The 22,970-nt window shown below is 61.4% G+C and carries 16 protein-coding genes; 15 read left to right on the top strand and 1 reads right to left on the bottom strand.

What is annotated here, in order from left to right; translation table 11 throughout:
• Positions 1-109: 109 nt before the first annotated feature.
• The 4 genes from ABD937_RS02725 to ABD937_RS02710 all read left to right on the top strand — a co-directional run bounded on the left by ABD937_RS02725 (position 110) and on the right by ABD937_RS02710 (position 5,943).
• Positions 110-1,570, top strand: coding sequence for a DUF1800 domain-containing protein (locus ABD937_RS02725; RefSeq protein WP_345253172.1), 1,461 nt, complete (start codon positions 110-112; stop codon positions 1,568-1,570).
• Between the two features lie 89 nt (positions 1,571-1,659).
• Positions 1,660-2,862: a DUF1501 domain-containing protein gene (locus ABD937_RS02720; RefSeq protein WP_345253171.1), complete on the top strand. Its 1,203-nt coding sequence runs from the start codon at positions 1,660-1,662 to the stop codon at positions 2,860-2,862.
• A 285-nt stretch (positions 2,863-3,147) separates the two neighbouring features.
• Complete coding sequence (locus tag ABD937_RS02715) at positions 3,148-4,569, top strand: DUF1800 domain-containing protein (RefSeq protein ID WP_345253170.1); 1,422 nt, start codon at positions 3,148-3,150, stop codon at positions 4,567-4,569.
• A gap of 174 nt (positions 4,570-4,743) precedes the next feature.
• Positions 4,744-5,943, top strand: a complete 1,200-nt coding sequence (locus tag ABD937_RS02710; RefSeq protein WP_345253169.1) for a DUF1501 domain-containing protein — start codon at positions 4,744-4,746, stop codon at positions 5,941-5,943.
• A 255-nt stretch (positions 5,944-6,198) separates the two neighbouring features.
• Here ABD937_RS02710 and ABD937_RS02705 read toward each other — a convergent pair whose 3' ends face one another.
• The gene (locus ABD937_RS02705; RefSeq protein ID WP_345253168.1) at positions 6,199-7,755 is read right to left on the bottom strand and encodes a peptide MFS transporter; all 1,557 of its coding nucleotides are present in this window, start codon (positions 7,753-7,755) and stop codon (positions 6,199-6,201) included.
• Positions 7,756-8,048: 293 nt separating this feature from the next.
• On the opposite strand from ABD937_RS02705, the gene purD reads away from it, so the two are divergent.
• The 11 genes from purD to ABD937_RS02650 all read left to right on the top strand — a co-directional run bounded on the left by purD (position 8,049) and on the right by ABD937_RS02650 (position 22,733).
• Positions 8,049-9,377 (top strand): phosphoribosylamine--glycine ligase, encoded by a 1,329-nt coding sequence (gene purD / locus ABD937_RS02700; RefSeq protein ID WP_345253167.1) that lies wholly within the window; start codon positions 8,049-8,051, stop codon positions 9,375-9,377.
• A gap of 292 nt (positions 9,378-9,669) precedes the next feature.
• Positions 9,670-10,131 (top strand): IS200/IS605 family transposase, encoded by a 462-nt coding sequence (gene tnpA / locus ABD937_RS02695; protein ID WP_345253165.1) that lies wholly within the window; start codon positions 9,670-9,672, stop codon positions 10,129-10,131.
• A gap of 397 nt (positions 10,132-10,528) precedes the next feature.
• A complete protein-coding gene (locus ABD937_RS02690; RefSeq protein WP_345253164.1) occupies positions 10,529-11,635 on the top strand; it encodes a tryptophan 2,3-dioxygenase in 1,107 nt (368 codons plus the stop codon).
• A gap of 203 nt (positions 11,636-11,838) precedes the next feature.
• Positions 11,839-12,864: a rod shape-determining protein gene (locus ABD937_RS02685; RefSeq protein ID WP_345253162.1), complete on the top strand. Its 1,026-nt coding sequence runs from the start codon at positions 11,839-11,841 to the stop codon at positions 12,862-12,864.
• 97 nt (positions 12,865-12,961) lie between these two features.
• Positions 12,962-13,843, top strand: a complete 882-nt coding sequence (mreC, locus tag ABD937_RS02680) for a rod shape-determining protein MreC (RefSeq protein WP_345253160.1) — start codon at positions 12,962-12,964, stop codon at positions 13,841-13,843.
• The gene (locus ABD937_RS02675; protein ID WP_345253158.1) at positions 13,840-14,373 is read left to right on the top strand and encodes a rod shape-determining protein MreD; all 534 of its coding nucleotides are present in this window, start codon (positions 13,840-13,842) and stop codon (positions 14,371-14,373) included. Before mreC ends, ABD937_RS02675 begins: the two co-directional genes overlap by 4 nt.
• 452 nt (positions 14,374-14,825) lie before the next feature.
• Positions 14,826-16,928: a penicillin-binding protein 2 gene (mrdA, locus tag ABD937_RS02670; RefSeq protein ID WP_345253155.1), complete on the top strand. Its 2,103-nt coding sequence runs from the start codon at positions 14,826-14,828 to the stop codon at positions 16,926-16,928.
• Positions 16,925-18,268 carry a rod shape-determining protein RodA gene (rodA, locus tag ABD937_RS02665; RefSeq protein WP_345253154.1) on the top strand — a complete coding sequence of 448 codons (1,344 nt, stop codon included), beginning with the start codon at positions 16,925-16,927 and terminating at the stop codon, positions 18,266-18,268. Before mrdA ends, rodA begins: the two co-directional genes overlap by 4 nt.
• A gap of 156 nt (positions 18,269-18,424) precedes the next feature.
• The gene (locus tag ABD937_RS02660; protein WP_345253153.1) at positions 18,425-19,162 is read left to right on the top strand and encodes an MBL fold metallo-hydrolase; all 738 of its coding nucleotides are present in this window, start codon (positions 18,425-18,427) and stop codon (positions 19,160-19,162) included.
• A gap of 283 nt (positions 19,163-19,445) precedes the next feature.
• Complete coding sequence (locus ABD937_RS02655) at positions 19,446-20,585, top strand: MFS transporter (protein WP_345253151.1); 1,140 nt, start codon at positions 19,446-19,448, stop codon at positions 20,583-20,585.
• Between the two features lie 168 nt (positions 20,586-20,753).
• Positions 20,754-22,733, top strand: coding sequence for a ComEC/Rec2 family competence protein (locus ABD937_RS02650; protein ID WP_345253150.1), 1,980 nt, complete (start codon positions 20,754-20,756; stop codon positions 22,731-22,733).
• Positions 22,734-22,970: the final 237 nt, after the last annotated feature.

The raw sequence follows: 22,970 nt of genomic DNA, 5'->3' as shown, positions 1-22,970 counted from the left end.
ACCTGCTCACCCGCTCACCCGAAGTTAAGAACGTTAAATTAGATCCCCGGCTGCGGGCACAATAAACGGACGCGCTATCTTGCCGTCACACAGTTCCGAAAAGCTCCCCATGGCTACCCAACAACAGAAGAACCAACACCTCCTTTGGCGCACCGGCTTTGGTCCTGCGGCCGGGCAGCTCGCCCGCCTCGGCAGCAGCACGCCCGACGCCCTCTACCGCGAGATCCGCAGCCAGAGTGCCGCCGAGCCCGCGTACATCGACGTAATGGACGATTACCTCCGCATGGTCTACATCGACATGAAGGCCCCCGGCCAGCCAAAGTTCGTCCTCGACGCCGCAGCGAAGAAAAAGATGCTGCTTAGCAACAAGGCGGGCATCCAGAAGATCAACCTGAACTGGATCGCGGAGATGGTGAACAGCCCCGCGCAGCTGCGGGAGAAGATGGCGCTCTTCTGGCACGGCCACTTTGCCACGCGCGTCTACAACGTCTACTTTCAGCAGCTCCTCCTCCACAGCACCCGAAAGCATGCCCTCGGCTCCTTCCGCACCCTGCTGCACGAGGTGTCGAAGTCGGCCGCCATGCTCAACTTCCTCAACGCCCAGAGCAACCGCAAGGCGAGCCCCAACGAGAACTTCGCCCGCGAGGTGATGGAGCTCTTTACCCTCGGCCGCGGCAACTACACGGAGCGCGACATCAAGGAGGCGGCCCGTGCCTTTACCGGCTGGGGGGCCAACTTCAAGGGCGAGTTCCAGATGCGGCCGCAGTACCACGACGACGGACCCAAAACGGTCTTCGGGAAAACGGCCAACTACACCGGCGAGCAGGTGCTCGACCTCCTGCTGGAGCAGAAGGCGACGGCCCGCTACATCACCGGCAAGATCTACCGCTACCTGGTGAGCGAAACGCCCGACACTACGCGGATCAACGCGCTGGCCGACCGTTTCTACGCCAACGACTACCATATCGGCAAGCTGCTCGACGACATTTTCACGGCGGATTGGTTCTATGCCGACAAGTATATCGGTGCCCGGATCAAATCGCCGATCGACCTGATCGCAGGCATGCAGCGGATACTGCCGATGACCTTCCAGGACCGGGGCATCCTCCTCGACCTGCAGCGCATCCTCGGACAAATCCTCTTTTCGCCGCCCAACGTGGCCGGCTGGCCAGGCGGCCGCACCTGGATCGACTCGGCCTCGCTGATGGCACGGATGCGCCTCCCGAGGATGATCACGGAACGGGATGTGCTCGATCTGAAGCCGAAAGGCGACGATGACCTGGGCGGCGGCGTGGCCGGCGCCACCATCTTCGCCAAGGGTAAGGTGCGTGCGCTGGACAAGGACAAGAGCCAGATCGCCGTGGCCATCGACTGGAAGGACTTTCAGAAGCACTTCGAAAAGGTGCCGCGTACCGAGCTCGTGCCGGCACTCGCCGGGGCGCTTCTCCAAACGCCGATGCAGGTACCGCCCTCGCTGCTCGACAGCTATACCGACGCCTCCTCGCGCGAGTCGTTCATCCGGACCACCGCCATCCAGCTGATGTGCCTGCCGGAGTATCAGCTGTGTTAAGGTGAGCGGTCAACGGGTGAGCAAGTGAGCCCGTTGACCGCTCGAAAATTGCTCACCGCTCACTTGCTCACCCGTTCACTTTTTTGATCATGCTGTTCAAACGCAGAGAATTCCTACAGGTAGGCTCCCTCGCCACCGCCTCGCTCTTCCTGCCCAAGTTCCTCAAGGCCTTTGAGGCGCCCGCTTTCGTGCCCCCCGGCAACAAGGTGCTGGTGGTGCTCCAGCTCGGCGGCGGCAACGACGGCCTCAACACCGTAGTGCCCGTGCGCAACGACATCTATTACCGTTCGCGCCCGAAGCTGGCCCTTGCCCGCGAAAAGACCATTGCCCTGACCGACGAGGCCGGCCTGCACCCGGCGCTGCCGTCCTTCGCCGATGCCTATCACAATGGCAACATGGTGCTGCTCAACGGCGTCGGTTATCCCAACCCCGAGCGCTCACACTTCCGGAGCATGGACATCTGGCACAGCGGTAGCCACAGCCATCAATACATCAACACCGGCTGGGTAGGTCGTTACCTCGACGCGCAATGCAACGGCTGCGCGCGCCCGACGCAGGCCCTCGAGTTCGACGATACGCTGAGCCTCGCCCTCAAGGGGGAACAGATGAATGGCCTTGCCCTGCGCGACCCGCGCTCGCTGGCAGGCACCACCAACGAGAAGTTCTTCCGCGACGTCACGCAGCAGCATATCGACCACCACGGCCACGAGCAGCCCGCTGACTACCTCTACAAGACCCTCTCGAGCACCCTCTCCGGCGCCGAATACATCTACAAGAACTCGAAGCTCCGGGGCACGCAGGCCAGCTATCCCAACACCGCTTTGGGCAAACGCTTCCGGATCATTGGCTCACTCGTGCTTTCCGACATCGATACGAAAGTCTACTACGTCTCGCTTTCCGGCTTCGACACGCACATCAACCAGGAGGTCACGCATGCGCGTGCGCTGAAGGAGGTCAACGACGCCGTGGACGCCTTCCTCAAGGACATGAAGGCGAACGGCCGCTTTGACGACGTGCTGCTGATGACCTTCTCGGAATTCGGACGGCGCGTGGCCCAGAACGCCTCTGCCGGCACCGATCATGGGGCTGCCAACAACATGTTCCTCTTCGGCGGGGGCCTTAAGCAGAAAGGCATGCTGAACCCCATGTCGGACCTCACGGATCTCGACAACGGCGACCTCAAGTACCAGCTCGACTTCAAGCAGGTTTATGCCACCGTACTTAAAAAGTGGCTCGGCACCGACGATAAGGCCGTGCTGGGCGAGCAGTTCAGCCACCTCAAGTTCATCTGACCTCTCCCCCGGCCCCTCTCCAAAGGAGAGGGGTGACTCTGTGTGACGGAACTACAGTAGGCGCCTTTTCTTTACGTTGACGTTCTCTAATGCAAAAGCCCCGGCATCTTCGATGCCGGGGCTTTTGCATTAGGACCTAAAGAAGGCTTCAAAGAGAAAGTACTGATGAAGAGAGTCACCCCTCTCCCCCGGAGAGGGGCCGGGGGTGAGGCAGAAATATATAAGGATCCGTTAAACGCCGCGCCGGTTGTGGGGTCGAAGCGGTACCGTAAAGTTCCTGCTGCCATGCCTACCAACGATCAAAAGTGCCGGCACCTGCTCTGGCGCGCCGGATTTGGCCCCTCGGCCGACAGCCTCGCCGACAGTGCCGCGCAACAACCCGGGGCGCTCTATGCCGCCCTCCGCGCCGCCTCCGCCGCCCGCCCGGCCTATATCAACGTCATCGACGAGTCGCTGCGCCGCCTCGTTGCCGACCGGGCCGAGGCAGGCCGGCTGCAAGCCCCCGACACCCGCCGGATGCTGCGCGAAAAAAGCCGCGAAGGCATCCGCGCCCTCAACCTCACCTGGCTCTACCAGCTCATTGAAAGCCCCGCCCAGCTGCGCGAGAAGATGGCCTTCTTCTGGCATGGCCACTTCGCCGCGCGCAATCAGAACGTGCTGCACCAGCAGGGCCTCCTCGACCTCCTCCGTGTGAATGCCCTCGGCTCCTTCCGCACGCTGCTGCACGAAGTATCGAAGTCGGGCGCCATGCTCCAGTTCCTCAACGCCCAGCAAAACCGCAAAGACCATCCCAACGAGAACTTCGCCCGCGAGGTGATGGAGCTCTTTACGATGGGCCGCGGCCATTATACCGAGCGCGACATCAAGGAAGCCGCCCGCGCCTTCACCGGCTGGGGCGCCAACTACCGGGGCGACTTCCAGTTCCGCCGTGCCGCGCACGACGACGGCTCCAAGACCGTTTTCGGAAAGACGGGCGCTTTCGTGGGCGAAGACGTGCTCAATATGCTGCTGGAGCAAAAGCAGACGGCCCGGCACATCGCGGGCAAGCTATACCGCTTTTTCGTGCACGAAACGCCCGACGCCACGCATGTAGCCTGGCTCGCCGACCGGTTCTATAAAAATGATTACGACATCCAGAAGCTCCTGGACGACCTCTTCACTGCCGACTGGTTCTACGCCGAAAAAAACATCGGCACGCGCATCAAGAGCCCCGTAGAGCTCATTGCCGGTATCCAGCGCCTGCTGCCTATGAAGCTGCAGAACGAGGAAGCCCTCCTGCTGGTGCAGCGCCTGCTCGGGCAGGTCCTCTTCTACCCGCCCAACGTGGCCGGCTGGCCCGGCGGGCGAAGCTGGATCGACTCGTCGACGCTGATGACGCGGATGCGGATCCCGCTGCTGTTGCAGGACGGCGACGGCCTCGACCTGCGCCCCAAAGACGACGACGATACGAACGGCGGGCAGATGGAGGGCGGCGGCCGCGCAGGCCGGCCTATCTCGGCGCAGATCGAGTGGACGCGCTTCACCCGGCACTTCGACGCCGTGCCGCGTGCCGAGCTCATGGACCGCCTCACCCGCACCGTACTACAGGTGCCGCTGCGCGTGCCCGCCGCTTCGGTGAGCGCCTTTGCCGACGGCTCTGCCCGCGACGCTTTCGTACGCACCGCCACACTGCGGCTGATGGCCCTGCCGGAGTACCAGCTTTGCTAGTGGAGACGGTCCGAAAGCAGTCGGGAATCGGCAATCGCGAATCGGCAATAAAACCAAAGCGGTGGACGATCAAGGCTGCAGCAGCTCTTTTTTCATAAACAAACATTCACCAAACAATAGGCAACCGATGGAATGAGGAGGCCTTTCCCGATTCCCGATTGCCGATTCACGATCATGCTCATCCAACGCAGAACCTTCCTCCAAACAGGCTCGCTCGCTACGGCGGCGCTGATGGTCCCGAAGTTCCTCAAGGCCTTCGAGGCCCCCGCATTCGTTCCGCCCGGCAACAAGGTGCTGGTGGTGCTGCAGCTCAGCGGCGGCAACGACGGCCTCAACACCGTAGTGCCGGTACGCAACGACCTCTATTACCGGGAGCGGCCGCGCCTCGGCATCACCCGCGACAAAGCGCTGGGACTTTCCGACGAGGTGGGCCTGCACCCTGCGCTTCGCGCCTTTGCCGACGCCTGGCATGGCGGTGATCTGGCCATTCTCAACTCGGTGGGCTATCCGAACCCCGACCGCTCGCACTTCCGGAGCATGGACATCTGGCACTCCGCCGCCGCCGCCAACGAGTATGTGCATACCGGCTGGCTCGGCCGCTACCTCGACGCGCAGTGCGCCGGCTGCCCCCAGCCCACCCACGCCCTCGAGATCGACGACACGCTGAGCCTCGCCCTGAAAGGCGCCACCAGCAATGGCCTGGCGCTTACCGACCCGCGGCGCCTTTTCGGATCGGCCAACGAGCGCTACTTCAAGGAGATGACGAAGCAGCACGGCGGCCACCACGACGAAGAGCCCGTCGACTACCTGTACAAAACGATGGCACAGACGCTCTCCTCGGCCGATCATATCTACCGGCAGTCGCGGCTGCACCCTACCAGCGGTTCCTATCCGAACAGCAACCTCGGAAAGGACCTCAGGACCATCGCCTCGCTCATTTACTCCGAGATCAACACCAAGGTATACTACGTTTCGCTCGGCTCCTTCGATACGCACGTGAACCAGGAAGGGCAGCAGGGCCGCCTCTTCCAGGAGATGAACGATGCCGTTGGCGCCTTTGTAAAGGACCTGAAGGCCAACAACCGCTTCCAGGATGTGTTGCTCGTTACCTTTTCGGAGTTTGGACGCCGGGTGGCGCAGAACGCGTCCGGCGGCACCGACCACGGCACGGCCAACAATATGTTCCTGCTCGGCGGCGGGCTGAAGCGGCAGGGCCTCCTCAACGCGCTCCCCGACCTCTCCGACCTCGACGAGGGCGACCTGAAGCATCGGGTAGACTTCAAGAGCGTGTATGCGACGATCCTCCACAAGTGGCTGGGCGCCGACGACAAGGCGATCCTCGGGAAGGAGTTTGAACAGATGACGTTCATTTGACCCCACTCCCGGCCCCTCCCGGGAGGGAGGGTGACTCTGTGCGGCTGAACTTCTTTTGCCACTACCAAGCGTAACGCGAGCGATTGCTGCACACCTAAGCGTTGCCCTTCGCCATCAAAAAGTATTAAACAAAAAGCCCCGACACCAAAGGCGTCGGGGCTTTTATTGATGAAAGGTTGGCTTTCGGAAAGCCGGCTACCGTAGTTCCGTTCCACCGAGTCACCCTTTCCCCTTGGGAAGGGGCCGGGGGATGGGTCACTTGACGCCGTGCATCATCTTCCGAAGCTTGAACGAAAGCAGGAACAGGATGATGGCGGCCACGCCGGCAAAGCCAACGAAGATCATGAAGTACGTGTGCAGGTTGTCGATGGTGATGCCGAGGAACACGGGGCGCGGGCCGGTGGCCTTCGGATCGGGATACAGCGAGCTCATGGTGCCTGCCAGCTTGTTGCCGGTGGCGATGGCCATGAACCAGATGCCCATCATCAGTGACGTGAAGCGTCCGGGCGTGAGCTTGTTCACCATCGAAAGGCCGATCGGGCTCAGGAAGAGCTCACCCACGGTATGCAGGAAATAGAGGCCGGTAAGCCACCAGATGCTCACTTTCACGGCGGGGTCGCCGGTAGTTCCGAAGGAGATGTACAGGAAGCCGAGAGCGAGGAGGCCGAGGCCGATGGCCTGCTTCATCGGCGCCGGGGGCTCCACGCCGCGCTTGGCGAGGCGGCCCCAGAGGCCTGCGAAGATGGGGGCTAGCAGCACGATGAAGCCGGCGTTGAAGCTCTGGAAATAGGAGGCGGGCATCTCCCAGCCAAACACGCGGCGGTCGGTCTGCTCGTCGGCAAAGAAGGTGAGCGAGGCACCGGCCTGCTCGAAGCACATCCAGAAGAAGATCACGAAAAGCATGATGATCACGATCACCCAGAGGCGGTCTTTTTCGACCTTGGTGAGCGAGCGGTCGGTGAGGATGGCGAAGGGCAGGATGAGGGTCATGGCATAGATGGCCGAGCCCCAGATGTCGATGGCAAGCCCAAAGTGCAGGGCACAGAAGGCCGCCACGATCAGCGCTACGATGGTGATCATCTGCGTGGAGCTGAACCCTGTTTTCCCGCTTTCCGATACCGAGGTATCTTTCGACTTGTTGGGCGCAACGCCCAGTGCTTCGCCGGTGTGCGAGATCACATATTTATCCTTGGTAAAATAAAAGATCACGAGCGAGATCAGCATGCCGATGCCGGCCGCGAGGAAGCCCCATTTGAAGTCGACGTTCTCGCCGAGGTAGCCGCACACGAGCGGGGCCACGAAAGCGCCCGCGTTGATGCCCATGTAGAAAAGCGTGTAGGCGGAATCCTTCTTGGCGTTGGAGGTTTCAGGATAGAGCTGGCCCACCATGGTGGAGATATTGGGCTTGAAGAAGCCGTTGCCGAAGATGAGGAAGGCAAGGCCGGTCCAGAGCAGCGTGGTGGTAAAGCCGGAGGCGCCCTTATCGCTGGCCGAGGCGCAGAAGAAGAGGATAAATTGCCCGAGCGCCATCATGAGGCCGCCGGCGAAGATGGAGCGGCGGTTGCCCCAGTAGCGGTCGGCCACGTAGCCGCCGATGAGCGGGGTGAGGTACACGAGGCCTGTATAAGATCCGTAAATATTGGACGCATACGCTTTGTCGAAGAGCAGCTTATCGGTCATGAAGAGCACGAAGATGGCGCGCATGCCGTAGTAGCTGAAGCGCTCCCAGAATTCGGTAGCAAACAATACATACAAGCCTTTGGGGTGGCCTTTCTGCGCCGCCAGGGCCTGGTCTTCCGGTAGAATGTTCATAAAGAAATGGTGGTTGAAGAACGTTTTAGAGGGTTGATTAGGCTGCCTAAAATAGTAAAATTTCGACAGGTGCTCCATTTGATGCCGTTTCTTTCAGGCCGGTGATCCGTACGTGAAATCAAAAGTCCGGAATGGCTGCGGCCTTTCCATTTGGTGGCACCACCGGCTGCGGGGAGCCAGGCGGCACCTGCGGGAAGGACGTTTCGCGATTCGGCCCGGCCTGCAGGGCGGCGCGCCGCTTCCTTGTTCGCCTGTTCCTTGTTCCTTGTTCGTCTGTTCCCTTTCTTTGCCGCATGAACATCCTCCTCCTCGGCTCGGGTGGCCGCGAGCATGCCTTCGCCTGGAAGTTGCGCCAGAGCCCGCTTTGCGAACAGCTCTTCATCGCCCCCGGCAACCCCGGCACCGCGCAATGCGGCACCAACCTGCCGCTTGCCGCCACCGACTTCGGGGCGGTACGGGCCGCCTGCCTGGAACACGCCATTGACCTGTTGGTGGTGGGCCCCGAGGAGCCGCTCGTAAAAGGGATCGTGGACACACTGAAGGCTGACCCGGCGCTTGCGAACCTCGCTATCATCGGCCCGGCGGCCGAGGCCGCGCAGCTCGAAGGCTCAAAGGCCTACGCCAAGGCCTTCATGGCCCGCCACGGCATCCCCACCGCCGGCTACCGCGAGTTCACGAAAGACAACCTCGCCGAAGGCCTCGCCTACGTGCGCAGCCACCCGCTCCCCGTGGTGCTGAAGGCCGACGGCCTCGCCGCGGGCAAGGGCGTACTGATCTGCACCACCAACGAGGAGGCCGAGCGCGAGCTCGAAGCCATGATCGGCGCATCCAAGTTCGGTGCCGCCTCGGCCAAGGTGGTGGTGGAGGAGTTCCTCGACGGCATCGAGCTCTCCGTGTTTGTGCTCACCGATGGTACCGATTACGTGCTGCTGCCCGAGGCGAAGGACTACAAGCGGGTGGGCGAGGCCGACACCGGTCTCAACACCGGCGGCATGGGGGCCATTTCGCCCGTACCCTTTGCCGACGCGGAGTTTATGGAGAACGTGCGCACGCGGGTGATCGAGCCGACCGTGAACGGGCTGCATCAGGAAGCCCTGGACTATAAGGGCTTTGTGTTCTTCGGCCTCATCAAGGTGGGGAACGACCCCTTCGTGATCGAATACAACTGCCGCATGGGCGACCCCGAAACGGAAGTGGTGCTCCCCCGCACGAGCGGCGACCTGGCGGCAGCCCTCCTGGCCACGGCCCAGGGACGTATCGCGGAGGTCGCACTGGGCGTCGACCCGCGCGCTGCGGCCACCATCATGGCCGTGAGCGGCGGCTACCCGGGCGACTTCGGGAAAGGCTTCGCCATCGACGGACTTGACCTCACCCCCGCCCCCTCTCCAAAGGAGAGGGGTGTAGCTCCCTCCCTCCCGGGGAGGGTTGGGGAGGGGTTGGTGTTCCAGGCCGGCACTGCCGAAAGGGACGGGCACATCGTCACCGCCGGTGGCCGCGTGCTATGCGCCACCACCCTCGCTCCCACCCTCGCCGAGGCCGTTGCGGGATCGAAGCAGACGCTGGAAGGCATCTCCTTCGAAGGCATGTATTACCGCAAAGACATCGGCTACGAGTTCATCTAAGCATCCCGGGCGTCTGCGCCAAACGCTACGCCGCCGGCGCAAGAAATGCCCGCCCAGTAGCCACCGGACGCGGGGGTGTCGGGTGAATCCCGCATCCCGGAGGGATGCTCGTTTCCCAGCCCGGCATGCAATGCCGGGAAAATCGCGCCGGAGGCCGCGCAAAGCATGCCGGAGGCATGCGCGTTATCGGGAAGGCTGCTCCAGCGTACCGCCGAAAAAACACAGGTTTTGATGGTGAAAAACCCATGGGCAACATCGGGTGATGTGCGAATTTCAATGCAAACCGCCAACCATGCCCGATACCCTTATTCGTGCTCATTTCCATATGGTGTACGCTGTCAAATACCGCGCAGCACTCATCACGCCGGACTGGAAGGATCGTTTGCATCAATATGCCATCGGCCTCATTCATGAGCACGGGCACCAGGTGCTGGCCCTCAATACGATGCCGGATCACCTCCATGTGTTGTTTCGCTATAATATCAACGAAACCATCCCCCAGTTAATGCAACATCTGAAACGCGACACCTCGCGCTGGATCAACGAGCACCGGCTCGCCCGGGAGCGGTTCGCCTGGCAGACCGGCTATGGTGGATTCGTTGTAGAACCTGCCCGGATCGACCTCGTCATCCGGTATATCCGCAACCAGGAGCAACATCACCGCAGGCAAACCATGCGTGAGGAGATACGGGAGCTGCTCCATCAGGAAGGCATTCCTTGGGATGAACGATTCGGTTTCCAGGAGCCGGAATGATCACACGATTGACCGTTCGTCGGTAACGCGCATGCCTCCGGCATGCTGTCGTCGGCATCTACGGCCATTTGAGCCCGGCATTGCATGCCGGGCTGGGAAACGAGCATCCCTCCGGGATGCGGGATTCACCCGACACCCCCTCCGGGGGCTACCGAGCGGGCATCCCTTGCGCGGGAGGGCGCGGCCTTTGACGCAGACGCCCCGGATGCGGCCGGGATAGCAAGTGGCCATGAAGTAAAAAGCGCCAACGGCCGATGCGCCTGGGTTCGTTATTCGATAACCCTTGTTCGACATTCGATTTTCCTTGTTCGATATTCAATATTCCCTCCCCCTTCCTGAGAAGGCTCAGCTCCCGGGCCGGCGAATCCCGTTACCTTGCAGCGGTAACCTTCTTGCCATGAATGCCAACGACTCCGCCGGCTGCCCCTTCGGGCACGGCAGCAACCCCGCTTCCGCCACACCGGCTGCCTCCGGCGACCCCACTGCCGTGCACTACCACGATTACCTTCAGCTCGACAAGATCCTCGGGGCCCAGGCCCCCGAAAGCGACAAGCACGGCGCCGATGCCCACGACGAGATGCTGTTCATCATCATCCACCAGACCTACGAGCTCTGGTTCAAGCAGCTGCACTGGGAGGCCGACTCGCTGGTCGGGATCATGGCACAGCCGGCGGTCATGGACAACTCGCCCGAGTTGCAGACCGTGGTGCACCGCCTCCAGCGGATGGCCACCATCCTGCGGGTGCTGGTGCAGCAGATCGACATCCTGGAGACGATGACGCCCATGGACTTCCTCGACTTCCGCGACCTGCTCCGGCCGGCCTCGGGCTTCCAGAGCTGGCAGTTCAAGCTGCTGGAAGCGAAGCTGGGCCTCAAGTTCGAACACCGCCACGGGCAGGAATACTACACCGCCTTCCTCCGGGGCGAGCACGTGGACCTCATCAAGTCGGCAGAGGGCAGCCACTCCTTCCTGCAGCTCGTCAACGCCTGGCTGGAGCGCTTTCCCTTCCTCGACCAGCCGGAACTCTGGGAAGAATACGGGGCCCGCTACGGCGCCCCCAACTTCTGGAGCGCCTATCAGCAGCAGTACGCGGGCTCCCTTGCCGAAGCCGAAAAAGACAACCTCGGGTACTTCGAAGAGGTGTTCGGCCGGCAGGAATCGACGCACTACACCCTTTCCGCCCGCGCCAACCGCGCCGCGCTCTTCATCATGCTTTACCGCGGCTATCCGCTGCTGCAGCTCCCCTTCCAGCTCCTCAACGGCCTGCTGGAGATCGACGAGCAGCTTTCCACCTGGCGCCACCGCCACATGAACATGGTGCACCGCATGATCGGCACCCGCGTGGGCACCGGCGGCTCCTCGGGCAAAGACTACCTCAAGGCCGCGGCCGACAAGCACTACATCTTCAAAGAGATCGCCCAGCTCACCTCCTTCCTCATCGAGCGCCGCCGGCTCCCGGAGCTGCCTAAGGCCGTCGAAAGGAAGCTGGGGTTTATGGCCTGATAAAAGTTTAGGAGGTTTAGAAGGTTTAGAGGGTTGGCTGGCGCACGCAACCTCCTCAACCTTCTAAACCTTCTAAACCTCCTAAACCTTTGACTTTTGACTTTTTACTTATACTTAATCCCCCTTTGTCGGTTACTTTTGCCGGGAAAGACATTTGCATCAAATTTGCAAGCACTCTATAGCTTTAAATCCAATAGCGCAGCATGGGACTTTTTAATTGGTTCACACAGGAGATAGCGATCGATCTGGGCACGGCAAATACGTTGATCATACATAACGACGAAGTGGTAGTGAATGAGCCCTCCATCGTGGCGCTCAACCGCAATAATCCCAAGGAAGTGCTCGCCGTAGGCAAGCGCGCCCTGATGATGCACGAGAAGACCCATGAAAGCATCAAGACCATCCGCCCGCTGAAAGACGGTGTGATCGCCGACTTCAACGCCGCGGAGCTCATGATCCGCGAGCTCATCAAGCTCGTTTACCCTAAGAAACCCCTCTTCCCGCCTTCCTGGCGCATGATGATCTGCATCCCCTCCTCCATCACCGAGGTGGAAAAGCGCGCCGTACGCGACTCCGCAGAGCAGGCCGGCGCCAAGGAAGTATACCTCATCCATGAGCCGATGGCCGCCGCCCTCGGTATCGGCATCGACGTGGAAGAGCCCGTCGGCAACATGATCATCGACATCGGCGGCGGCACCACCGGCATCACGGTGATCGCCCTCGCGGGCATCGTGTGCGACCAGAGCATCCGCATCGCCGGCGACGAATTCACCGCCGACATCATGGAAGCCCTCCGCCGCTACCACTCCCTCCTCATCGGGGAGCGCACGGCCGAGCAGATCAAGATCCAGATCGGCGCCGCCATGAAGGACCTCGACAACCCGCCCGACGACCTGCCCGTGAACGGCCGCGACCTCGTGACCGGCATCCCCAAGCAGATCCACGTCGGCTTCCAGGAGATCGCCGAGGCCCTCGACAAGAGCATCTTCAAGATCGAGGAAGCCATCCTGAAGGCCCTCGAGCAGACCCCGCCCGAGCTCGCCGCCGACATCTACCGCCGCGGCATCTACATCACCGGCGGCGGCGCCCTGCTCCGTGGCCTCGACAAGCGCCTCTCCCAAAAGATCAAGCTGCCCGTGCACGTGGCCGACGACCCGCTGAAGAGCGTGGTGCGCGGCACCGGCCTCGCGCTGAAGAACTACGAGCGCTATCCTTTTGTCATGAGATAGTTGATCCGTTGACCAGTTGATAAGTTGATATGTCTGAAATATGCCGACGATCCGACTTGTCAACTGATCGACTAAGCAACTAGTCAACTAAACTCCCTTGCGTAACATCTTCGCTTTCATCCGCCGGCACTTCGTATTCCTGGCCTTCGTGGCCCTGCAGTTCGTTGCCCTGTGGATGCTGTTTTCCTACAACCGGTACCACAACGCCGCCTTCCTGGGCGTGGCCACCGAGGTCACGGGCTCCATCAACAAGCAGGTGGACAAGGTCGACGACTACTTTCACCTGCTGGAGGAGAACCGCCGCGTGCACCGGATGAACGACTCGCTGCTGAACCTGCTGCGCCCCAATTTCAACGTGCCCGACACGAATGCCGTGGTGCGTACCGACTCCGTGCAGGTGGACTCGCTCACCCGCTACCGCCGCTGGCTCTACCGCGACGCCAAGGTGGTGTACCACACCGTGAACGCCGAGAACAACTACATCCAGCTCAACCGGGGGTCGGCACAGGGCATCCAGAACGATATGGCCGTCATTTCGTCCGACGGCGGCGTGGTGGGCATCGTCATCAACACGAGCCCCAACTTCAGCCAGGTGCTGAGCCTCCTGCACACGAAGAGCGCCGTGCCCGCCATCCTCAAAAAGACCGGCTCGGCCGGTACCGTGCGCTGGGACACGAAGGACCCGCGCTTCCTGAACCTCGAAGGCATTTCCAAGGACGTGGACGTGAAGCGCGGCGACACCGTACTCACGAGCCCCAACACGTACAACTACCCGCCGAACTTCCTCATTGGCCGCGTGGCGGCCTTCGCCGTCGACAAGGCTACCGGCTTCTATACCATCAAGGTGCAGACGGCCGCGAACTTCGCCAACATCCAGCAGGTGTTCGTGATCGAGAACCTGCAGCGTACCGAGCAGCTGCAGCTGGAGCAGGAAACGGAAAAGCAGATGGACCAAATGAACAAAAACCGACCCCGTTGAGCGACCTCGTAAAGAACATATTCCGCCTTGCCCTCTTCATCTCCGTGCAGGTGTTCGTGCTGAACGAGATCCCGCACCTGCACCGCTACGTGGTGCCCTACCTCTATTTCCTGTTCCTGCTCTGGCTGCCCTTTTCGCTCAACCGCCTCGGCCTCCTGCTCACGGGCTTCGCCACCGGCCTCGTGCTCGACTACTTCACCATGAGCCCCGGCCTGCACACCGCTGCCTGCGTGCTCATCGCCTATGTGCGCCCCTTCATCATCTTCCTGCTCATTCCCAAGGAGGCCGCCGAGTTCACCTACCACGAGCCTTCGCCGCGGGGCATGGGCTGGGGCCCCTACCTCGTGTACGCCGTCATCCTGACCCTGCTGCACCATACCTACCTGCGCCTGCTCGTATGGCTGCAGTTCGGCTCCTTCCTCGATTTCCTGATCAAAACGGCCACGTCCACGGCCATCTCCATGCTCCTGATCCTCACTACAGAGCTGCTCTTCCCGCGCCGGATGAAATACCGCACGAATACTGCGTAAGATCTCAGATGTGTGATCTCGGATTTCAGATTTATTGCTGACGCCGGCTATCACTTCAACTATCGATTCCGGGACTTTAAGACCCTTTGCCGCCGGCGCGGGCGCGGTAGGCGGCGCTTAGGCGCCGGAGCACGACGGCACAATGGCACGACGGCACGACGCTTTTTGATAGCTTTAGAATTGCTACAGTGCGCTTCCGCCTATAACGCAACGTTGCGCCGTCGTGCCGTCGTGTCGTCGTGCAAAAGGCCGCTTGCGGCCGCCGCTTCGATGGAGTCAGGAAAAGTCTGCAAACGCAAGAACTGCCCGGCCGGAAACAGATCCCAGATCCGAGATCACAGATCTGAGATTTTTTCGGCAGAATGCCGTTTCGAGATGCAACTTTGTACGCAATTTGCAACGCGCTATATTCAGCGTAGGTTTCTCTTAAACAAGGCTTTCGCACAACTACTATGTCGGTATTCAATGGCTCGCGCAGCTATGTGGTTCGGCTCATCTTCCTGGCGGTGTTCCTCGTGATGGTGGGGCAGCTCGTGAACCTGCAGCTTTTTTCGAATGAACTAAACGACGCCGCGATCAACAACGCGGTGCTCCGCAAAACGGTTTACCCGCCCCGCGGCATCATCTTCGACCGTAAGGACCGCCCCATCCTCAACAACACCCTCATGTACGACCTGATGGTGACGCCCGCGCAGGTGAAGGGCGTGGACACGGCCTACCTCTGCCGCCTCCTGGGCATCGATACCGCCGAATTCAAGACGCGCATCACCACGGCCATCATCAAGGGATTCAAGAACCGCCCCTCAGCCTTCGAAGAGCTCCTGAGCCCCGAGAAATACGCCCGCCTCGAGGAGAACATGTGGCGCTTCAGCTCCGGCTTCTTCCTGCAGCAGCGCCCCGTGCGCCTCTACCCCTACAACGCCGGCGCCCATATCATCGGCTACGTGGGTGAGGCCGACTCCGGCATCATCGCCCGCTCCGGCGGCTTCTATCGCCCCGGCGACTACGTGGGCCGCTCCGGGCTCGAAGCCTACTACGAGCGGGTGCTGATGGGCCAACGCGGCGTGCAGATGCTCATTAAAGACAACCTGAACCGCATCCAGGGCTCCTACCAGAACGGCGCCCTCGACACCGCCGCCGAAGCAGGCCGCGGCCTCCGCACCTATATCGACATCGAGCTGCAGCAACTCGCCGAGAAGCTGATGAAAGGCAAGGTCGGCGCTATCGTGGCCATCGAACCCAAGACCGGCGGCATTCTCGCCATGGTATCGGCGCCCAACTACAACCCCAACGACCTTACGGGCTGGGACAAGAAAAAGAACTATTCGCGGATGGTGCTCGACGTGGCGGGCCCGTTGCTCAACCGCGCCATCAACGGCCGCTACCCCGCCGGCTCCACCTACAAGCCCCTCGGCGCCCTCGTAGCCCTCGACGAAGGCGTCATCACCCCCGCCTTCGGCATCGGCTGCAGCGGCCGCTACTACGGCTGCCGCCGCCCGGTGGGCTGCACCGAGAAATGGTCGGGCCATTCGGGCAACCTGCGCCAGGCCATCGCCTACTCCTGCAACTCCTACTTCTCGCACGTGTACCGCCTGTCGGTCGACAACCCGAAATACGGCAGCACTAAAACCGGCTATGCCAAATGGCGCGAGTACCAGAGCGCCTTCGGCCTCGGCCACAAGCTCGGCGTGGACCTCCCGAGCGAGAACCCGGGCCTCATCCCCGACACCGCCTGGTACAACAAGACCTACAAAGGCTACTGGAACTCCTGCACCAACGTATCGCTAGGCATCGGCCAGGGCGAGATGACCGTGACGCCCATCCAGATGGCCAACGCCATGTGCATCATCGCCAACAAGGGCTACTACTACGTGCCGCACTTCGTAAAAAAGATCGACAACGAGACAAAGGCCGACACGATCCTGGCGCCCTTCCGCGCCCGCCACGAGGTGCTGACGCAGATCTCCGACGAGATGTACGAGATCGTGCACTCCGGCATGCAGGACGTTGTGGAGATCGGTACCGCCCGCGGCGCCAAGATCCCCGGCATCAACATCTGCGCAAAGACCGGTACGGCCGAGAACTTCCGCATCATCGACCGCCGCCGCATCCAGCTGAAGGACAACTCGCTCTTCGCCTGCTTCGCGCCGCGCGAGAACCCGAAGATCGCCATCGCGGTGATCGTGGAGAACGCAGGCTTCGGCTCCACGTGGGCCGCGCCCATCGCCTCGCTCATGATGGAGCAGTTCCTCACCGACTCGCTCCGCGCCGAGCGCAAGCCCGAAGTGGAGCGTATCGCCGCCGCCAACCTGATGCCGAGCTACCTGCCGCGCCTCCAGTTCCTGGCCGACTCCACGCGCGCGGAGTTCTACTACGGCCTCACGAAAGACACGTCGTATATCCGGAAATTCCGCCGCCGCAGCCAGCTGCCCGGCGCCGCCAACGATCCCAATGCCCCCGCCGACAGCACCGAGCGCGTCAACAACGGCATGGCCATCCTCGACAGCGCCCAGCGCCAATTACGTAAACAAAACCAGAGAAGAAGCCACCGATGAGCAAGAGTAAAGGAACGATCTCCAAGGGCGTGGACCCGATTCTCATCTGGCTGTACCTTCTGCTCGTCGGCATCGGCATCACCGCTATCTTCGGCGTCACCTACGTAGAGGGCGAACCGGTGGTGTCGTCGTTCTTCAGCTTCAAGACCGATTACAGCAAGCAATTGTATTTCTTCGGGATCTCGATCGTGCTGGCCACCTTCATCCTGCTCACCGATTCGAAGTTCTTTACCGCCACGGCCAATATCTGGTATGCGATGGGCATCGGTCTCCTGCTGCTCGTGTTTCCGTTTCACTCCTCGGTGAAGGGCACCGAGTCGATCATCCGGTTCGGCGGTTTCCAGTTTCAGCCGGCGGAGTTCTGCAAGGTGTGTGTGTGCCTCGCCCTCGCCAAGTACCTTTCGCGCGTGGACATGAATTTCATGCGCACGCGCTCGCAGCTCATCGCCGCAGCGATCGCGCTGCTGCCGGCCGCCATGTCGATCCTGCAGAAGGAGACGGGCCTGGCGCTCGTCTACTTCGCCTTCTTCATCGTGATGTACCGCGAGGGCCTGCCCGCCACCATCCTCGTAGTGGGTGCCGCCGTGGCCGTGCTGGTGGTGGCCACGCTGCTCGTGGAGAAGAACCTGCTGGCCTTCGTGCTCACGGCCATCGCCGCTTTCGTGGTATACCTCATGCGGCGGCAGGTGCGGCGCGACCGGACGCTGCTCATCAAGATCGTGCTGCTTTGGAGCCTTTGCGTGGGCATCCAGCGCTTCGGCGTTCCTTTCATCTTCAAGCACGTGCTGCAGCGGCACCAGGTGGAGCGCATCTACAGCACCATCGGCCGCGACATACCGGCCGAATATATGAAGGGCGAGACCGGCGAAGGAACCGCGGAGAACACCAAGAAAAAAGGCGCCGTGGACTATAATGTGAAGCAGTCGAAGATCGCCATCGGCTCCGGTGGCCTGCTCGGCAAGGGACTCCTGCGCGGCACGCAGACCCGCTTCGACTTCGTGCCCGAGCAGCGCACCGACTTTATTTTCTGCACCATCGGAGAAGGCTTCGGCTTCGTGGGCACGGTAACGGTGCTGACGATCTACCTGCTGCTGCTGTTCCGCCTCGTGCACATCGCCGAGCGGCAGCGCAGCACCTTCAGCCGCGTGTATGCCTACGGCGTGGCCTCGGTGTTCTTCTTCCACATGGCCGTGAACGTGTGTATGACCATCGGCCTCGCCCCGGTGATCGGTATCCCGCTGCCCTTCATCTCCTACGGCGGCACGGCCCTCATCACCTTTACGCTGCTGCTCTTCATCCTCATCCGCCTCGACGCCGACCGGCAGATGGTGCTGCGCTAGCGCGCAGATTACGCGAGTACTTGAGTACATGAATAACCGAATACGCGAGGGGAGGGATGAAAGCACCCTCCCTTTTTTCATTCTGCCTTTCCCCTCGCGTATTCAAGTACTCATGTACTCTATTATTCAAGTACTCCCCCTCTTACCTTTGCCCTCATGACAATCATACCTCTCTCCGAGGGTTCGTTTACCATCGACCGCACGAAGCAGTTCGTGCCGTTCGATGAACAGCAGCATGTGCTTACCGACCGGCCCACGGGTTCCATCCTTGTAGAAATACAGCCCTTCCTGGTGGCCACCGGGAAAGACCTGCTGCTGCTGGACTGCGGCCTGGGCTACAGCATAGAAGGCGAGCTGCAACTGCACCGCAACATCGAGGCGGCGGGCTTCGCGCCACAGCAGGTGACGAAGGTGCTGATGAGCCACCTGCACAAGGACCACGCGGGCGGCGTAGCCTTCGGCCCCAACAATGCCTGGCTGAGCCTGCCCAATGCCACCTACTACGTGCAGCAGCGCGAGCTCGACTACTCGCTTTCGCCCGACAACCTATCCTACATCAAGGACGACCTCGAGGCACTGGAAGGGTCGCACCAGGTGGAGTTCCTGAAAGACGATGAGGGCACCATCGACGGCTACATCCACTACCGGCACACGGGCGCGCACTCGAAGCACCACCAGGTGTTCTGGATCAGGGAAGGGAACGAGACCATCTTCTTCGGCGGCGACGACGCCCCGCAGCTGAAGCAGATGAAAACACGCTACAAAACGAAGTACGACTTCAACGCCGACCTCGCCTCCGAGCTGCGCCAGCAGTGGTGGGAACAGGGCAACAACGAAGGATGGACCTTCCTGTTCTATCACGACATCGCTACACCGACGTATAAGCGGCCATAGGTTCGCTCCGCTCACGAATGCAGTTCACGCGGCGGCGCTACGGCGCGGCGGCACGGCGATCGTTCTTAACGCACCGGCATGTTACCAATGGCGAGCATGTTGATTACCATCGAAACCTAACGACGGCAAAATCATTCATGCGTCTTCGCGTGAAAACCCCGGTGGTATCCCGGGAAATGCGAGCCGCTTGCGGCGATGATGAATAAAAAAACGCCGCGTCGCCCATCGCCGCGCCGCCGCGTGAAACAAGTGAGCGAAGCGAACTCCACGTAGCTTTAAGGTCATGAAGATCATCAACCGCACGGTGCTGCTGCTTTCGCTGGTGAGTCTTTTTGCCGACGTGGCGAGCGAGATGCTCTACCCGGTGATCCCGGTGTACCTGCGCGAGATCGGCTTCTCGGTGTTCCTCATCGGCGTGCTCGAAGGCATCGCCGGGTTTACGGCGGGCCTCACAAAGGGCTATTTCGGCAAGTGGAGCGACGAAACCGGCAAGCGCCTTCCCTTCATCAAGAGCGGCTATTTCCTCAGCGCACTCTCGAAGCCGATGATGGGTTTCTGGGCCCTCCCTCTCTGGGTCTTCTTCGTGCGCACGCTCGACCGTTTGGGCAAAGGCCTCCGCACCGCCGCCCGTGATGCGCTGCTGGCCCAGAACGCAACGCCGCAGACAAAAGCCCGCGTATTCGGCTTTCACCGCTCCATGGATACGCTTGGCGCGGCCATCGGCCCCTGTGTAGCGCTCCTGCTGCTCTGGTGGCGCCCGGGCAACTATACCCTGCTGTTCTGGATTGCCTTTATCCCCGGGCTCCTTTCGGTAGCGCTGCTCTTCTTCCTCCGCGAGCGGCCGGCGCCCGCCGCCACGCTGCGCAAGGGCAACTTCTTTTCCTATTTCCGCTACTGGAGCATGGCGCATCCGACCTACAAGCGCCTGTCGATCGGACTGTTGTTCTTTGCGCTGTTCAACTCGTCGGACGTATTTCTACTGCTCCGCGCCCGCGAGGCCACCGGCTCCGATGCCCTGACGATCGGCGCTTACATTTTCTACAACGTTGTGTACGCAGCGGCGGCCTATCCCATGGGCGCGCTTGCCGACCGCATCGGGCCGCGCCGCGTGCTGGCGGGCGGGCTTGTGCTTTTTGCGGCCGTATATGCGCTGTTCGCGGTGGTACATACGCCACTGCCGATCTTCATCGGCTTCTTCTTCTATGGGCTTTATGCCGCAGCAACAGAAGGCGTGGCCAAAGCCTGGCTTGCCTCGCTGGCACCCACCGATACGGCCACAGCGCTGGGCTTCTACAGCTCGGCCCAAAGTACCGGGGACTCTTCGCCTCTGTTATCGCCGGCGCCCTCTGGTCGGGCTACGGGCCCGATGCCGCCTTTGGCGCTGCAGTGGCCGCGGCACTGCTCTCTGCCGTTTACCTGTTGATTATCAAGACGGAAGAGCCTCTGTAGCAAACTGGCATGGTAATCGCTTTTCATATATAAATACTTACTACTCACGTAAGCAGAAATGAGCTAGTTCGTAGCTAACCTATGCATGAACACAGAGGGCGATGATGATTCATCGCCCTCTTTTTTTTCGTACCTTTTAGGCATGCGGAACCTCACCCTACCCGCCTGGAAGCGCTGGCCGGCCTTACGCCTCCTGCTGCCCTTCGCCACCGGAATCCTGTGTCAATGGTACCTGCCCGCACCGGGCTGGACCCTGTGCCTGCTACTGGCCCTTGCGGCCTTGCTGCTCTTCGGGGTGCCCCGCCTTTCGCTGCAAAATGTCTATCGCTACGGCGCTCTTTCGGGCCTCGGCCAGCAACTGCTGCTCTTCGGCTTTGGCGCACTCGCACTCGACGGGCACGACGTGCGCAAGCACCCACAATGGATCGGCTGCGGCAGCGGCCCCGTTGTGGCGTACCTGGCGGCACCGCCCGAAGAAAAGCCGGGCTCCTGGAAGGCCGAGGTCACGGTCACGCAGCGGTATACCGATGGCCGCTGGCAGGCTGCCACCGGAAAGGCCCTGCTCTACCTGCGCAAGGAAGGCCAGCCGCCCGCGCTTAGCTACGGAAGCCGCGTGCTCGTGCGCAAGGCATTGGAGCCCATCCGTAACAGCGGCAACCCGGGCGCCTTCGACTATGCACGCTACACCCTGTTCCAGGGCATCACCCACCAGTTGTTCCTTTCGGGTGACGATCTGACCGTACTGAAGGGTAACGAGGGCTCCGCACTGCAAGGCGCCCTTTTTGCGGCGAAGGCACGCATTGTAGAAATACTGAAGCGCTACGTTCCGGGCACTCGCGAGCAGGGGCTTGCCGAAGCGTTACTCATCGGCTATAAGGCCGACCTGGATCCCGAGCTCGTGCAAGCGTATACCAACACCGGCGTAGTGCACATCATCGCCATCTCCGGCATGCATCTCGCGCTCGTATACGCCCTACTGCTTGGGCTCACGACCCCGCTGCGCAAAAGCAAATGGCTCCGCTTCACGCTCGTGGTGGCGGGGCTCTGGCTCTTCAGCGGCCTCGTGGGCGGCGGCGCCTCGGTACTCCGCTCGGCGGTCATGTTCACGCTGCTGGCGTTGGGTCAGCTGATCGGGCGGGAAGGCGCGTCGATGAACAGCCTGCTCCTGGCCGCCCTCCTGCTGCTGGCGCTCAATCCGTTTCTGCTCTGGGACCTCGGCTTCCAGCTTTCCTTCACGGCTGTGGGCGGCATCCTGCTTTTCTACGGGCCGATCTACCGCGCGCTGCCCCTTCGTAACAAAGCGCTGGATACCCTTTGGAAACTGTGCGCCGTATCCCTGGCCGCACAGGTGCTCACCACGCCCCTTAGCTTGTTTCACTTTCACCAGTTCCCAATCCTCTTTTTGCTGGCCAACCTGCTGGCCGTGCCGCTTTCCGGACTCCTGGTGTATGCACTCCTCGCGCTGTGTGCCGCTTCCGTGTGGCCGGCGCTCGCGGCAGGCATCGGCACCATAGTGGCGGCCGCCATGCGCCTGCTCAACAGCTGGATCGATCACCTCAACGGCACGCCCGGGGCCGTGTGGGACGGCATCTCCCTGTCGCTGCCGCAGGTACTGCTGCTCTACGGGCTGCTGGTGCTGGCGATCCGGTCGGCCTCCTTCATCGAGGCGCAGCAGCAGCGTCGCCTTATCGTGTATAAGATGGGCCGGCACAGCGCGCTGGACCTTTTCGAAGGGCGGCAGCACCTTTTTATCGGCGACGCGGCCGCCGTGCGCGACCCGAAGCTGTACCGCTTTCACCGGCAGCCGGCGCATGTGCTTTATCGGAGTGAGGCAGCCGCCGGCGACCCGGGTCCTGCATTCACCTTCGGGGGCAAAAAGATCTGGCGGCTCAATGGCGCGGAGGCAGCCGGGGTACCGGCAGGTGCTGTAGACCTGATGATCGTGGCGCACAGCCCGCGGTTGGTGCCCTCCGACGTCCTGTCGGCACGCACCGTCCGGCAGCTCGTACTTGATGGCTCGGTACCGCGCTACAAAGCCGCGCTCTGGAAAGAAGCCGCCGCTGCCCGGCGCATTGCTGTACATGACGTAAATGAGCAGGGAGCCTTCGTGATGGATCTCTGATTGGGGATCTCAGATTGGTGATCTCAGATCTGTGATCGGTGGCTTCCGGTTCTCCTCGATCAGCAGCGACAATACCTGGCACGCCTCAGCAACAAATCTGAAATCCGAAATCTGAGATCTTCCCGCGTGCGTCAGCAACAAATCTGAAATCAAAAATCACAAGTCTGAAATCCCGCGACGCGCGTAAGCAACAGATCTGAGATCTGAGATCAAAGATCTGCGATCCCCCTCCTACCT

The organism is Flaviaestuariibacter amylovorans (assembly GCF_039541815.1).
Lineage (GTDB): Bacteria > Bacteroidota > Bacteroidia > Chitinophagales > Chitinophagaceae > Flavisolibacter > Flavisolibacter amylovorans.
This window is presented reverse-complemented; position numbering and strand designations above follow the sequence as displayed.

Bases quoted from the DNA above. Each gene is read 5' to 3' on its own strand.
- ABD937_RS02725 (WP_345253172.1), top strand. From the start codon at position 110: ATGGCTACCCAACAACAGAAGAACCAACACCTCCTTTGGCGCACCGGC.
- ABD937_RS02720 (WP_345253171.1), top strand. From the start codon at position 1,660: ATGCTGTTCAAACGCAGAGAATTCCTACAGGTAGGCTCCCTCGCCACC.
- ABD937_RS02715 (WP_345253170.1), top strand. From the start codon at position 3,148: ATGCCTACCAACGATCAAAAGTGCCGGCACCTGCTCTGGCGCGCCGGA.
- ABD937_RS02710 (WP_345253169.1), top strand. From the start codon at position 4,744: ATGCTCATCCAACGCAGAACCTTCCTCCAAACAGGCTCGCTCGCTACG.
- ABD937_RS02705 (WP_345253168.1), bottom strand. From the start codon at position 7,755: ATGAACATTCTACCGGAAGACCAGGCCCTGGCGGCGCAGAAAGGCCAC.
- purD (WP_345253167.1), top strand. From the start codon at position 8,049: ATGAACATCCTCCTCCTCGGCTCGGGTGGCCGCGAGCATGCCTTCGCC.
- tnpA (WP_345253165.1), top strand. From the start codon at position 9,670: ATGCCCGATACCCTTATTCGTGCTCATTTCCATATGGTGTACGCTGTC.
- ABD937_RS02690 (WP_345253164.1), top strand. From the start codon at position 10,529: ATGAATGCCAACGACTCCGCCGGCTGCCCCTTCGGGCACGGCAGCAAC.
- ABD937_RS02685 (WP_345253162.1), top strand. From the start codon at position 11,839: ATGGGACTTTTTAATTGGTTCACACAGGAGATAGCGATCGATCTGGGC.
- mrdA (WP_345253155.1), top strand. From the start codon at position 14,826: ATGTCGGTATTCAATGGCTCGCGCAGCTATGTGGTTCGGCTCATCTTC.
- rodA (WP_345253154.1), top strand. From the start codon at position 16,925: ATGAGCAAGAGTAAAGGAACGATCTCCAAGGGCGTGGACCCGATTCTC.
- ABD937_RS02660 (WP_345253153.1), top strand. From the start codon at position 18,425: ATGACAATCATACCTCTCTCCGAGGGTTCGTTTACCATCGACCGCACG.
- ABD937_RS02655 (WP_345253151.1), top strand. From the start codon at position 19,446: ATGAAGATCATCAACCGCACGGTGCTGCTGCTTTCGCTGGTGAGTCTT.
- ABD937_RS02650 (WP_345253150.1), top strand. From the start codon at position 20,754: ATGCGGAACCTCACCCTACCCGCCTGGAAGCGCTGGCCGGCCTTACGC.